The sequence below is a fragment of the Candidimonas sp. SYP-B2681 genome (genome assembly GCF_003971065.1).
Classification (GTDB): Bacteria; Pseudomonadota; Gammaproteobacteria; order Burkholderiales; family Burkholderiaceae_B; genus Pollutimonas.
Window position 1 is genome coordinate 143,742 of the sequence record NZ_RYDV01000003.1, and the last position, 13,272, is coordinate 157,013.

11 protein-coding genes are annotated in these 13,272 nt (G+C 56.5%); 6 read left to right on the forward strand and 5 right to left on the reverse strand.

Features of this window, described 5'->3' with window-relative positions:
• The 5 genes from EKL30_RS07950 to EKL30_RS07970 all read right to left on the reverse strand — a co-directional run bounded on the left by EKL30_RS07950 (window position 1) and on the right by EKL30_RS07970 (window position 4,169).
• A complete protein-coding gene (locus tag EKL30_RS07950; RefSeq protein ID WP_126706693.1) occupies window positions 1-717 on the reverse strand; it encodes a succinate dehydrogenase iron-sulfur subunit in 717 nt (238 codons plus the stop codon).
• Window positions 718-730: 13 nt separating this feature from the next.
• The gene (gene sdhA, locus EKL30_RS07955) at window positions 731-2,506 is read right to left on the reverse strand and encodes a succinate dehydrogenase flavoprotein subunit (RefSeq protein WP_126706694.1); all 1,776 of its coding nucleotides are present in this window, start codon (window positions 2,504-2,506) and stop codon (window positions 731-733) included.
• Window positions 2,507-2,509: 3 nt separating this feature from the next.
• A complete protein-coding gene (sdhD, locus tag EKL30_RS07960) occupies window positions 2,510-2,893 on the reverse strand; it encodes a succinate dehydrogenase, hydrophobic membrane anchor protein (protein WP_126706695.1) in 384 nt (127 codons plus the stop codon).
• Window positions 2,893-3,306, reverse strand: coding sequence for a succinate dehydrogenase, cytochrome b556 subunit (gene sdhC / locus EKL30_RS07965; protein ID WP_126706696.1), 414 nt, complete (start codon window positions 3,304-3,306; stop codon window positions 2,893-2,895). The genes sdhD and sdhC overlap by 1 nt, the downstream gene beginning before the upstream one ends.
• A 92-nt stretch (window positions 3,307-3,398) precedes the next feature.
• Window positions 3,399-4,169 (reverse strand): GntR family transcriptional regulator, encoded by a 771-nt coding sequence (locus tag EKL30_RS07970; RefSeq protein ID WP_126706697.1) that lies wholly within the window; start codon window positions 4,167-4,169, stop codon window positions 3,399-3,401.
• 289 nt (window positions 4,170-4,458) lie between these two features.
• Between EKL30_RS07970 and EKL30_RS07975 the strand changes: the two genes are divergently transcribed.
• From EKL30_RS07975 to EKL30_RS08000, 6 genes are all read left to right on the forward strand, one after another.
• A complete protein-coding gene (locus EKL30_RS07975) occupies window positions 4,459-5,448 on the forward strand; it encodes a malate dehydrogenase (protein WP_126706698.1) in 990 nt (329 codons plus the stop codon).
• 222 nt (window positions 5,449-5,670) lie between these two features.
• The gene (prpB, locus tag EKL30_RS07980) at window positions 5,671-6,564 is read left to right on the forward strand and encodes a methylisocitrate lyase (RefSeq protein ID WP_126706699.1); all 894 of its coding nucleotides are present in this window, start codon (window positions 5,671-5,673) and stop codon (window positions 6,562-6,564) included.
• 18 nt (window positions 6,565-6,582) lie between these two features.
• Window positions 6,583-7,749 (forward strand): 2-methylcitrate synthase, encoded by a 1,167-nt coding sequence (gene prpC, locus EKL30_RS07985; RefSeq protein WP_126706700.1) that lies wholly within the window; start codon window positions 6,583-6,585, stop codon window positions 7,747-7,749.
• A 93-nt stretch (window positions 7,750-7,842) separates the two neighbouring features.
• Entirely contained in the window at window positions 7,843-10,437 is a 2,595-nt protein-coding gene (gene acnD / locus EKL30_RS07990) for a Fe/S-dependent 2-methylisocitrate dehydratase AcnD (protein ID WP_126706701.1), read from the forward strand.
• Between the two features lie 18 nt (window positions 10,438-10,455).
• Window positions 10,456-11,646 (forward strand): 2-methylaconitate cis-trans isomerase PrpF, encoded by a 1,191-nt coding sequence (gene prpF / locus EKL30_RS07995; protein ID WP_126706702.1) that lies wholly within the window; start codon window positions 10,456-10,458, stop codon window positions 11,644-11,646.
• A 30-nt stretch (window positions 11,647-11,676) separates the two neighbouring features.
• A complete protein-coding gene (locus tag EKL30_RS08000; protein ID WP_126706703.1) occupies window positions 11,677-13,125 on the forward strand; it encodes a bifunctional 2-methylcitrate dehydratase/aconitate hydratase in 1,449 nt (482 codons plus the stop codon).
• Window positions 13,126-13,272: the final 147 nt, after the last annotated feature.

Consider the following 13,272-nt stretch of genomic DNA (forward strand, 5'->3'; position numbering starts at 1 on the left):
CTATATAGTCCGGCGCACCAGAAGTTCCTTAATCTTGCCGATCGCGGCTGATGGATTCAGCCCCTTTGGACAGACGTCGGCACAGTTCATGATGGTATGGCAGCGGAACAAACGATACGGATCTTCGAGGTTATCGAGCCGTTCGCCGGTAGCTTCATCGCGGCTGTCCGCAATAAAGCGGTAGGCCTGCAGCAACCCGGCAGGCCCGACAAACTTATCGGGATTCCACCAGAAAGAAGGACATGCTGTGGAACAGCACGCACATAGAATGCATTCGTAAAGACCGTTAAGCTCGTCACGCGCTTCAGGCGTTTGCAGACGTTCTTTTTCAGGCGGCGGCTGATCGTTGATTAAGAACGGCTTGATTGAATGATACTGATTGAAAAAGTGGGTCATGTCGACGATCAGGTCGCGCACCACCGGCAAGCCAGGCAGCGGCTTGAGGACGATAGGCTCTTTCAGTTCGAGCATATTCGTGGTGCATGCCAGACCATTCTTGCCATTGATGTTCATGGCGTCGGACCCGCATACGCCTTCCCGGCAGGAGCGGCGGATAGCCAAGCTATCGTCGACGTCGTTTTTGATGCGGATGATGGCATCAAGCAGCATCTTGTCAGTGGGCTGAAGCTCAACCTCGAGCTTTTGCATGTAGGGGCGCTCGTCCTTGTCAGGATCGTAGCGATAGATTTCAAATTTAAAGATGCGTTTTTGACTCATTTCGATATCCTGCTTAGAACGTCCGCGCTTTGGGCGGGAAGCTATCTACGGTTAGCGGCTTCATTTGCACCGGCTTGTAGTCGAGACGGCTGCCTTCGGAGAACCACATTGTGTGACGCAACCAGTTCACGTCGTCGCGCTCTGGAAAATCGTTCAAGGCATGCGCACCGCGGCTTTCTGTGCGGGCTGCTGCCGATTTGGTCGTTGCGCGGGCAACTTCGATCATGTTGGTCACTTCGAGAGCTTCGATGCGAGCTGTGTTAAAGACCTGAGACTTGTCTTTGAAGTAGATGTTTTCTACTTGAGGCACCAGGCTTTCAATAACATCGACGCCTTTGCTTAGCAGGTCGATCGTACGGAACACACCACAGTGATGCTGCATGGCTACGCGGATGGCATTGCCGACATCTTGCGTTTTTTCGCCACTGCTGCGGGATTCAAGCTTATTGATGCGGTCGAGCGAGAAATCGATGGCCGATTCTGGAATCGGTTGATGAGCATGCTGGCGTTCGGGATGCGTCTGGACAATATGATTGCCAGCCGAACGGCCAAAGACGATCAAGTCGAGCAAGGAGTTCGTGCCCAGCCGGTTAGCGCCGTGTACTGACGTTGCGGCACATTCGCCAATAGCGTACAGCCCGTTGACCGGCGTGGTTACGCCGTCGGCAACGCTGACAACCTGGCCGTAGATATTGGTGGGGATGCCGCCCATTTGATAGTGAATGGTCGGTACCACCGGGATTGGATCCTTGATCGGATCTACGTTTGCAAATTTGATTGCGATTTCACGGATCGATGGCAGGCGTTTCTGGATAGTCTCGGCACCCAGGTGGTCGAGCTTCAGGACAACATAACTGCCGTCGCCACAACCTCGGCCTTCCTTGATTTCCTGGTCCATGGAACGCGAGACAAAGTCGCGCGGAGCCAGATCTTTCAGGGTAGGCGCGTAACGCTCCATAAAGCGCTCGCCGTCCTTGTTCAGCAAAATACCGCCTTCGCCGCGAACACCTTCGGTAATTAGTACGCCCGCACCGGCGACACCGGTGGGATGGAATTGCCAGAACTCCATGTCTTGCAGAGGAAAGCCCGCCCGAGCCGCCATTCCGAGGCCGTCGCCCGTATTGATGAAGGCGTTGGTCGAAGCTGCCCAGATGCGCCCTGCTCCACCCGTAGCCAGCACGGTTTGCTTGGCTTCAAGAACGTATATTTCGCCGGTTTCCATTTCGAGCGCAGTAACACCGAGCACATCGCCCGCGTCGTTACGCAAGAGGTCGAGCGCCATCCATTCGACGAAAAACTGCGTGCGTGCGGCTACGTTACGCTGATATAGCGTATGCAGCATGGCGTGCCCGGTGCGGTCGGCCGCAGCACAGGCGCGCTGCACTGGTTTCTCGCCGAAGTTGGCCGTGTGGCCGCCAAACGGACGCTGATAGATCGTGCCATCGGGATTACGATCGAAGGGCATGCCGAAATGCTCGAGCTCGTAAACGGCATTAGGCGCTTCGCGGCACATGAACTCGATGGCGTCCTGGTCACCGAGCCAGTCGGAACCCTTGACGGTATCGTACATATGCCAATACCAATCGTCTTCGCTCATGTTGCCCAGCGATGCACTGACGCCGCCCTGAGCGGCGACCGTATGCGAGCGAGTCGGAAATACTTTCGTTAATACTGCGACGGATAAGCCCGCCTGCGCCAGTTGCAATGAGCAACGCATGCCGGCACCGCCGGCGCCTACGACCACCACATCAAACTGGCGGCGCGGTAAGGAATTTTTGACAGCAGCCACGGCTTATAAACTCCAGAGAATTTTTGCAAAATAGACGACGGCGCCCACCAACCATAAGATGGTCAGCACCTGCAAGAAAAGGCGCAGGCCCGCGGAACGGACATAGTCCATCCAGATGTCGCGCACGCCGATCCAGGCATGCCAGGCGAGCGACAGGAATGCGAGCGTTGCCAGCAATGACCCGACGGGCAGTCCAAAGAATGTAAAGGTAAACAGGCGACGCCAGTTTTCGAAGTTCATTTCAGAGGTAAAAATGATTCCGAAAAAAAGCACCAGCGTGTACACAGCCATGATGACTGCAGTAACGCGTTGAACGATGAAATCCATCGTGCCGTAATGGGCACCGACCACCAGGCGTTTCGTGCCAAGACGTTCTTGAGTCGCCATTACCACACCCCAAATAATTTAAGACCGAATACCGCGGTTAGCGCCAGGCTGACACCCAACACCACACCCGCCGTTTTTTGAGCAGAATGCTTATCGTTAGCGATGTGCAAGTCGAGAAGAAGGTAACGAATTCCCGCACAGAAATGGTGCAAGTAGCCCCAGATGAGGGCCAGGAGAATCAGCTTGCACAGAGGATTGGCGACCCAGGCCTGAATACTTGCATAGCTTTCCGGCGAAGTCACGCTAAGCGCAAACAGCGGCAGAATAACCAGCGGCAAAAAGACAAACAACAAGGCGCCGCTGATGCGGTGCAAAATTGACGTTTTACCTGCCAATGGCAGGCGATAGCTCATTATCTGCGGAATGCTGAGATTGCGAAACTGCGGACGTGGCTTTGAAGCTGAATCGGACATGATGGCCTCGAGTTATAACAAAAGTATTGCGAAGGGCGACTAGTATTTTCGCCTATTTAGGCATGGAGTATCAAATGGACTAAAAACCCTAACTAATTCAAGCTGTTCTTGTAGAAGAATCGCTCGGTGACATACAGCCCCCGCCGAACCTCCATGGGCCTGTCTCCGTAGGTATACGAGACCCGCTCGACCTGGAGCAAAGGACTGCCACTGGCAATCTGGAGTGTGTCGGCTTGGTCTGGTGTGGCTGAAACAGCGCGTATTTTTTCGTCGGCCCGCACCATACTAACGCCGAACTCAGATTCGAAAAGCCCGTACAGTGGACCGCGGTACCGTGCCAGCGATTCGGCAGTGAGGCCTTTAAATACGGCTCCAGGCAACCAGATGTCGTCGAGAATAGTGGGAGTTTGGTCGAATGAGAGCAGACGGCGCATGTTGACCACCGTATCTCCTGTGCGCAATTCGAGAAGGGCCGCGATATCGGCAGGTGCTTTCACGCGCCGACATTCCAGAACCTTACTACTGGAAATCGACGACTTGCCGTCGTCGGGCGTAAGGCGCAAGAAGCGGAACCGTACTTTGGCCTCGTGGTGGGTTGCCACAAAGGTGCCCTTGCCCTGCCGCCTTAGCAACAGGTTTTCAGCTGCCAGTTCGTCGATGGCCTTGCGCACCGTACCCTGGCTTACTTGAAAGCGAGCGGCCAGCTCGAGCTCGCTAGGGATAGCTTCACCCGGCTTCCACTCACCACGATCAAGGCTTTGCAGCAGCAGACTTTTGATCTGCTGATACAGCGGACTGAACGCCGCACTGCTAGCAGAGCGGTCGGAGTCGGAGGCCCGATCGGGAGACGGATTATTGGACATGGGGCAAAGTGAATTCGGTGTGGGTCAAGCGTATTGAAGAGCATTGTTGAACGCCCTCCATTTTCGCACGCCTGAGGCTTTATGTCTAACACTCTTGTGTCTTATATAAGATATAAGACGTTTGACGCGCCCGTTGATTTTCGATAATCTACCGGCCTATAGCTGCATGCGCGCACGTCGCCCGAGGGCCTGAATTTCGGCACTGTGCACAGCGTATATCGACGGCCAAAAGAATTACACTGTCATTTGTCACTATTCACTCATTGTTAATATCTACGGGAGATCCTTCATGTCCAAACCCGCCATGCGTGTCGCCGTCACCGGTGCTGCCGGCCAGATCGGTTACGCCTTGCTATTTCGTATCGCCTCTGGCGAGATGCTAGGAAAAGATCAGCCCGTCATCCTGCAGTTGCTGGAAATCCCAGACGAGAAAGCCCAAAAGGCGCTGAAAGGCGTCATGATGGAACTTGACGATTGCGCATTCCCTTTACTGGCCGGAATGACCGCCCACAGCGACGCGCGTGAAGCATTCAAGGACGTCGATGTCGCTCTTCTGGTAGGCGCACGCCCCCGCGGCCCCGGCATGGAACGTAAAGATCTGCTGCACGTCAATGCCCAAATCTTCACCGCGCAGGGCAAAGCGCTTAACGACGTGGCCAGCCGTGATGTCAAGGTTCTGGTTGTTGGCAACCCGGCCAACACTAACGCGTACATTGCAATGAAGTCCGCACCCGACCTACCAGCGAAGAACTTCACCGCCATGCTGCGTCTGGACCATAACCGTGCTCTGTCGCAGTTGGCCGCCAAATCCGGCAAGCCCGTTGCAGAAATCGAAAAACTGGTTGTCTGGGGCAACCACTCGCCCACGATGTATCCCGACATCCGCTTTGCCACGGTAGGCGGCCAAAGCCTTCCCGCTTTGATCAACGACGACGCCTGGAATCGCGACACATTCATTCCCACCGTTGGCAAGCGCGGCGGTGCCATCATCGAAGCGCGCGGCTTATCTTCTGCCGCTTCTGCAGCCAATGCCGCCATCGATCACATTCATGACTGGCTACTTGGCTCGAACGGCAAATGGGTCACCATGGGCATTCCTTCGGACGGCTCGTATGGCATTCCCGAAGGCATCATTTACGGCGTGCCCGTAACGACGGCCGGTGGCGAATACACTCGCGTAGAAGGACTGGAGATTGACGCCTTCTCGCGCGAACGCATGGACTTCACCTTGAACGAGCTTCTTGAAGAGCGCGACGGGGTACAGGAACTCCTGAAGTAACCACTGCTCTTAAGCAAGGCCCGATAATGCGGGCCTTGTTTTTATGACCCATAAAAGCAGGCGCATTGTCCCTAAAGAGATATTCTAACGACACTCAGTGCCTTAGAATCGGACGGGACTTTGGCCACGCCAACACCTCGCGCCAAGAACCTATGCGGCGTCGTCAGTGTTCGGCATCAATCCACGCCACACCGGCCAATGTAGCCATTTTCGGAGACCTTCATGACCCGACCAGCCTCGCCAGGCGCTCTTTTTCGCCAGGCCTTGAAAGAAGAACAGCCGCTGCAAATCATAGGCGCCATCAATGCCAATCATGCTTTGCTGGCCAAACGTGCTGGCTACCGCGCCATATACCTCTCAGGTGGCGGTGTCGCCGCTGGGTCACTCGGCTTGCCAGATCTGGGCATCAATAACCTTGATGACGTTCTGACTGACATACGTCGCATCACCGACGTCTGCGATGTGCCTCTTCTGGTCGATATCGACACCGGATTCGGACCATCCGCCTTCAATATTGCGCGCAGTGTAAAAAGCCTCATCAAATTCGGCGCTGCTGCCTGCCACATTGAAGACCAAGTTGGCGCCAAGCGCTGCGGCCATCGCCCCGGCAAGGAAATCGTCACCACGCAGGAAATGGCCGACCGCGTCAAAGCGGCAGTCGATGCCCGTACCGACAGCGACTTCTTCATCATTGCAAGAACCGACGCAATTGCCGTCGATGGGGTTGACGCCGCTCTTGAGCGGGCGGTTGCATGTGTGGAAGCCGGCGCAGACGCTATTTTCGCAGAAGCCTCCTACGACCTTGCAACTTACGAACGCTTCACCAAGGCCCTGAATGTACCCGTGCTCGCCAATATTACCGAGTTCGGCCAAACCCCTTTGTTCAGTGTGACCGAGCTGGCCGGCGCCGGAGTCGGTATGGTGTTGTATCCCTTATCCGCATTCCGAGCCATGAATAAGGCAGCTGAAACGGTATACACCGCAATCCGTCGTGATGGGCACCAGAAGAATGTCATCGACACGATGCAGACACGCGAAGAACTATACGACCGGATTGGCTATCACGAATTTGAATCCCGCCTAGATGCGCTTTTTCAGCAAGGCAAATCGAAATAACCTTCCAGGAGTTGAGACATGGCTAGTACCGAAGCAATAGATAACAAAACAGGCCCCAAGCCCAAGAAATCCGTTGCCCTATCGGGCGTAGTCGCGGGTAACACCGCCCTGTGCACGGTAGGACGCAGCGGCAACGACCTCCACTATCGTGGCTACGATATTCTTGATATTGCGGAAACCTGCGAATTCGAAGAAGTGGCTCATCTGCTTGTGCATGGCAAGCTGCCTACACAGCCGGAACTGAAGGCATATAAAGAAAAACTGCGCAGCTTGCGCGGCCTCCCCGCACAATTGCAGAGCGCTCTCGAAACGCTGCCCGCCGCAAGCCATCCCATGGACGTCATGCGTACGGCAGTTTCGGTACTGGGCTGTCTCCTTCCCGAAAAAGATGACCACAATGTCCCCGATGCACGCGATATTGCTGATCGCCTGATGGCGAATCTGGGCTCTGCACTTCTATACTGGTATCACTACAGCCATAACGGCCGCATCATCGATGTACAGACCGATGATGACAGCATAGGCGGTCATTTTCTCCATTTGCTGCACGGTACCAAGCCAAGCGAAGAATGGATACGCGCCATGCACATCTCTTTGAACCTGTATGCCGAGCACGAATTCAATGCCTCCACTTTTACCGCCCGTGTGATCGCCGGAACAGGCTCTGACATGTACTCGGCAATCGCAGGGGGCATCGGAGCTCTGCGCGGTCCGAAACACGGCGGCGCCAACGAAGTCGCCTTCGAAGTTCAGAAACGCTATGACTCGCCCGATGAAGCCGAGGCTGACATTCGCCGCCGCGTCGAAAACAAAGAGGTCATCATCGGATTCGGTCACCCGGTGTACACCGTGTCTGATCCGCGCAATAAGGTCATCAAGGAAGTGGCCCGCAATTTGTCCAAGGCGCAGGACAACACGAAAATGTTCGACATTGCCGAGCGCCTCGAAACAGCCATGTGGGACGCCAAGAAGATGTTTCCGAACCTGGACTGGTTTTCGGCCGTGTCATACCACATGATGGGGGTACCCACCGCGATGTTTACTCCGCTGTTTGTCATCGCACGTACTGCCGGCTGGTCTGCCCACGTTCTGGAACAGCGCGCCGACAACAAGATCATCAGGCCCACCGCCAATTACATTGGCCCTGACGATCAAGTTTTTGTTCCGCTTGCCGAGCGCAGATAGCGAAATGGGAAGCATCCGAAAAAGGCTCGGTCGCTTCCCGCATCAACATCTGCCCTCTGAACATCATCTGCCCTGCCCCTTCTTCGAGCTGCCATGAACACTGCACACCGCAAGCCGCTGCCCGGCACCAAACTGGACTACTTTGACGCACGAGCGGCAATCGATGCCATCCAGCCCGGCGCCTATGACAAACTGCCCTATACGTCGCGCGTATTCGCCGAGAATCTGGTGCGACGCTGCGACCCCGCCTCGCTTACTGCTTCGCTTAAGCAACTCATCGAGCGCAAACGGGACCTAGACTTTCCCTGGTTTCCGGCACGTGTGGTTTGCCATGACATCCTGGGCCAGACTGCCTTGGTCGACTTGGCCGGACTGCGCGACGCCATTGCCGCGAAAGGCGGCGATCCGTCGCAAGTAAACCCGGTGGTGCCGACGCAGCTAATTGTCGACCATTCGCTGGCGGTCGAGCATGGCGGTTTCGAGAAAGATGCTTTCGCAAAGAACCGCGCCATTGAAGATCGGCGCAATGATGACCGCTTTCACTTTATCAACTGGACTAAAAAAACGTTCAAGAACGTTGAAGTGATCCCACCTGGCAACGGCATCATGCACCAGATCAACCTGGAACGAATGTCGCCGGTCGTGCATGCGCGCGACGGCGTTGCCTACCCGGACACCCTGGTAGGGACCGACAGCCATACGCCTCACGTTGACGCTTTGGGCGTAATCGCCATAGGCGTGGGCGGACTGGAAGCCGAAAGCGTGATGCTTGGACGCGCATCCTGGATGCGCCTGCCCGACATCATCGGCGTCGAACTGACGGGGCGGCTTCAACCGGGGATCACCGCGACGGACCTGGTGCTGGCTCTGACAGAATTTCTGCGCAACGAGAAAGTCGTCTCATCGTACTTGGAGTTTTACGGTGAAGGCGCATCTCGCTTGACCCTGGGGGACCGCGCGACCATCTCGAACATGACGCCGGAATACGGCGCCACCGCTGCGATGTTCTATATCGATCAGCAGACCATCGAATACCTGAAGCTCACCGGACGCGACGACGACCAGGTCAAGCTGGTAGAGACCTATGCCAGGCAGGCAGGACTGTGGGCCGACAGCCTGGAGCATGCCGAATACGAGCGCGTTCTCAGTTTCGACCTATCGGCCGTTGTACGCAATATCGCCGGGCCATCAAACCCGCATCGCCGCGTTCCGACTTCGGAACTGGCATCGCGCGGCATATCAGGCAAGCTGGAAAACGAACCGGGCCTGATGCCGGACGGCGCGGTCATCATTGCAGCGATCACCAGCTGTACCAATACCAGCAACCCGCGTAACGTGATTGCAGCGGGCCTGCTGGCACGCAACGCCAATGCACGGGGCTTGACGCGCAAGCCCTGGGTCAAAAGCTCGCTCGCGCCCGGCTCCAAGACAGTGCAGCTTTACCTGGAAGATGCCCAACTGCTGGGCGAACTCGAGACCCTGGGCTTCGGCATCGTCGGCTTTGCATGCACCACCTGTAACGGCATGAGCGGCGCCCTGGATCCCGTAATCCAGCAAGAAATCATCGACCGCGACCTCTACGCGACGGCTGTGCTTTCCGGGAACCGCAACTTCGACGGGCGCATCCATCCATACGCAAAACAGGCCTTCCTGGCGTCGCCTCCGCTGGTGGTCGCCTATGCCATCGCCGGCACCATTCGTTTCGATATCGAGAAAGATGTACTCGGCATCGACAACGACGGCATACCCGTCACCCTGAAGGACATCTGGCCATCCGACGAGGAAATTGACGCCATCGTGGCGCGCAGCGTGAAGCCCGAACAATTCCGCCAAGTCTACGAGCCAATGTTTGCCATCGGCGTAAGTAGTAAAGAGCAGCTCAGTCCGCTATACGAATGGCGGCCAGAAAGCACCTATATCCGCCGCCCGCCGTATTGGGAAGGCGCACTGGCCGGCGAACGCGGGCTCAAGGGCATGCGTCCGCTTGCGGTATTGGGCGACAATATCACCACTGACCACCTGTCGCCTTCCAACGCCATCATGGCCAGCAGCGCCGCCGGCGAATACCTGACGAAAATGGGCTTGCCGGAAGAGGATTTCAACTCTTACGCGACCCACCGCGGCGATCACCTTACCGCCCAAAGGGCCACTTTCGCCAACCCGAAACTGTTGAATGAAATGGTCCGGGAAAACGGCAAAGTCAAACAGGGTTCGCTGGCTCGCATCGAACCGGAAGGCACCGTGACCCGCATGTGGGAAGCGATCGAAACCTACATGGAACGCAAGCAGCCGCTGATCATTATTGCCGGCGCCGATTATGGCCAGGGATCTTCGCGCGACTGGGCCGCCAAGGGTGTGCGCCTGGCCGGCGTCGAGGCCATCGTTGCCGAGGGATTTGAACGCATCCACCGCACAAACCTTGTTGGAATGGGTGTATTGCCACTTGAATTCATGCCCGGCGAAAACCGCAACACACTCGAGATCGACGGCACGGAAACCTTCGATGTCATCGGCGAGTGCACACCGCTGGCCACATTGACTCTCGTAATCAATCGCCAGAACGGACAGCGCACTGAAGTGCGCGTCACCTGTCGTCTCGATACCGCGGAAGAAGTGTCGATCTACGAGGCGGGCGGGGTATTGCAGCGGTTTGCCCAGGATTTCCTGGAATCAACCGCGGTCGCTTAAGGAAACAGGAACTATCCCATGGCTCATACACCTCAGATCAAAATTCCCGCGACGTATATGCGCGGCGGCACCAGCAAAGGCGTGTTCTTTCGCCTGCAAGATTTGCCCGAAACCGCTCAAAAGCCTGGCGCGGCTCGCGATGCCCTCTTGATGCGTGTGATCGGCAGCCCCGATCCCTATGGCAAACAGACGGATGGCATGGGCGGCGCCACGTCCAGTACGAGCAAGACTGTCATCCTGTCTAAAAGCAGTAAGCCCGATCACGACGTCGACTATCTATTTGGCCAGGTCTCGATTGACAAGGCGTTTATCGACTGGAGCGGAAATTGCGGCAATCTGTCAGCCGCGGTCGGTCCTTTCGCCGTTGCCAATGAGCTGATCGATGCCGACCGAATCCCACAAAACGGCATGGCGACAGTGCGGATCTGGCAGGCCAATATCGGCAAGACCATCGTTGCACATGTTCCTGTAACCGATGGCGCCGTGCAGGAAACTGGCGACTTCGAACTGGACGGCGTCACATTTCCCGCGGCGGAAGTCCAACTCGAATTCATGGACCCGGCCGCCGATGAAGAAGGCGCGGGCGGATCCATGTTCCCCACGGGGAAACTGGTCGACGACCTTGATGTGCCTGGCCTCGGCAGCCTGAAAGCGACCATGATCAATGCCGGCATCCCGACCATTTTCATCAACGCTGAAGACCTCGGTTACACCGGCACCGAGCTACAGGAAGCCATTAATGGCGACGTCAAAGCGCTAGCGATGTTCGAGACGATACGCGCTTATGGTGCACTGCGCATGGGCCTGATCAAACATGTCGATGAAGCCGTACAGCGCCAGCACACGCCTAAAGTGGCATTCGTCGCGAAGCCCGCCTCTTATATCGCCTCAAGCGGAAAGCGGGTTGGACCCACAGACATTGACTTGCTCGTTCGCGCCCTATCCATGGGCAAGCTGCACCACGCCATGATGGGAACGGCTGCCGTCGCCATCGGAGCCGCGGCGGCCATCCCCGGCACGCTCGTGAATCTGGCGGCTGGCGGTGGCGAGCGCAATGCAGTACGCTTTGGCCATCCCTCCGGGACGTTGCGGGTAGGCGCCGAGGCGCGTCAAGAAGGCAGCGACTGGGCAGTCACCAAGGCCATCATGAGCCGTAGCGCCCGTGTACTGATGGAGGGATGGGTTCGCGTTCCTGGCGACGCGTTCTAAAGATCGTCATCGACCGCTCGGGGAGTCTCTATGCACACTCAAACCGTTACGCATGCCACGTGGGACCCCGTCCTGGTCGATATCGTCGATTACGTCCAAAATTACGAGATCTCGTCTGAACTCGCGTATGAAACTGCGCGTCTGTGCCTGATTGATACTCTGGGCTGCGGCCTTGAGGCCCTGGAATATCCCGCCTGCACCAAGCTACTGGGACCTATCGTTGCCGGTACGGTTGTGCCCAATGGCGCCAGGGTGCCAGGCACCCAGTTCCAGCTGGATCCAGTTCAGGCCGCCTTCAATATCGGCGCGATGATACGCTGGCTGGACTTCAACGACACTTGGCTTGCGGCAGAATGGGGCCACCCATCGGACAATCTGGGTGGCATTCTGGCCTGCGCCGATTGGCTTTCACGCACTGCTGTTGCCGGCGGCAAAGCGCCCTTGACCATGCAAGACGTACTCACCGCGATGATCAAGGCGCACGAGATCCAGGGTTGCATTGCCCTGGAAAACTCGTTCAACAGAGTTGGCCTGGATCACGTCGTGTTGGTCAAAGTAGCGTCTACAGCGGTGGTGTCAAAGTTATTGGGCTTGAACCGCGAAGAAATCTTGAACGCGATCTCGCTTGCCTGGGTCGACGGCCAGAGCCTGCGCACCTATCGTCATGCGCCCAATACCGGAAGCCGTAAAAGCTGGGCGGCCGGTGACGCCACCAGTCGCGCGGTTCGCCTCGCCCTAATGGCGAAAACCGGAGAAATGGGTTACCCCACGGTGTTGTCGGCCAAAACCTGGGGGTTTTATGACGTACTCTTTAAGGGCCAGGCCTTCAAGTTTCAACGCCCCTACGGCAGCTACGTCATGGAAAACGTGCTATTCAAGATCGCTTTTCCGGCGGAATTTCATTCGCAGACGGCGGTCGAGTGCGCGATGGATATCCATCAACGACTGAAAGCTGTTGGTAAGTCTTACAGCGATATACGGCGAATCACTATCCGGACCCACGAAGCATGCATACGTATCATCGATAAGAAAGGCCCTCTGACTAATCCGGCGGACCGCGACCATTGCATACAGTACATGGTCGCGGTTCCGATAATCTTCGGCCGCCTCACCGCCGCCGATTACGAAGATGCGATTGCGGCAGATCCGCGAATCGACGCGCTGCGCGACAGGATCATATGCGTCGAAGATCCGGCCTTTACGGCAGACTACTACGACCCCGAAAAACGCTCTATTGCCAATGCCCTGACCGTTGAATTCCACGACGGAAGCAAACTCGACGAAATAGTCTGTGAATACCCGATTGGGCACAAACGCCGGCGTGCCGATGGCCTTCCTCTTCTTGAAGCAAAGTTTCGCAGCAACCTGGCGCGACGGTTTCCACCCAAACAACAAAACAGCATTCTGGAAGTATCACTGAATCAGAAATCGCTGGAAGCACTAGCCGTTCATGAATACGTAGACCTCTATGTAATCTGATGGCTGCCAGCGAAAAACCGCCCTGCCTGGCCGGTGCCAGCAGTGTGATTTAATAGGGGAGTGTTGCCCCACAATACAAGCGCCCCTGGCTATGACGCGCAGGGGCCTTTTATTTCCACTTTTTTTGCGCTGTACATCCGCCTCTAT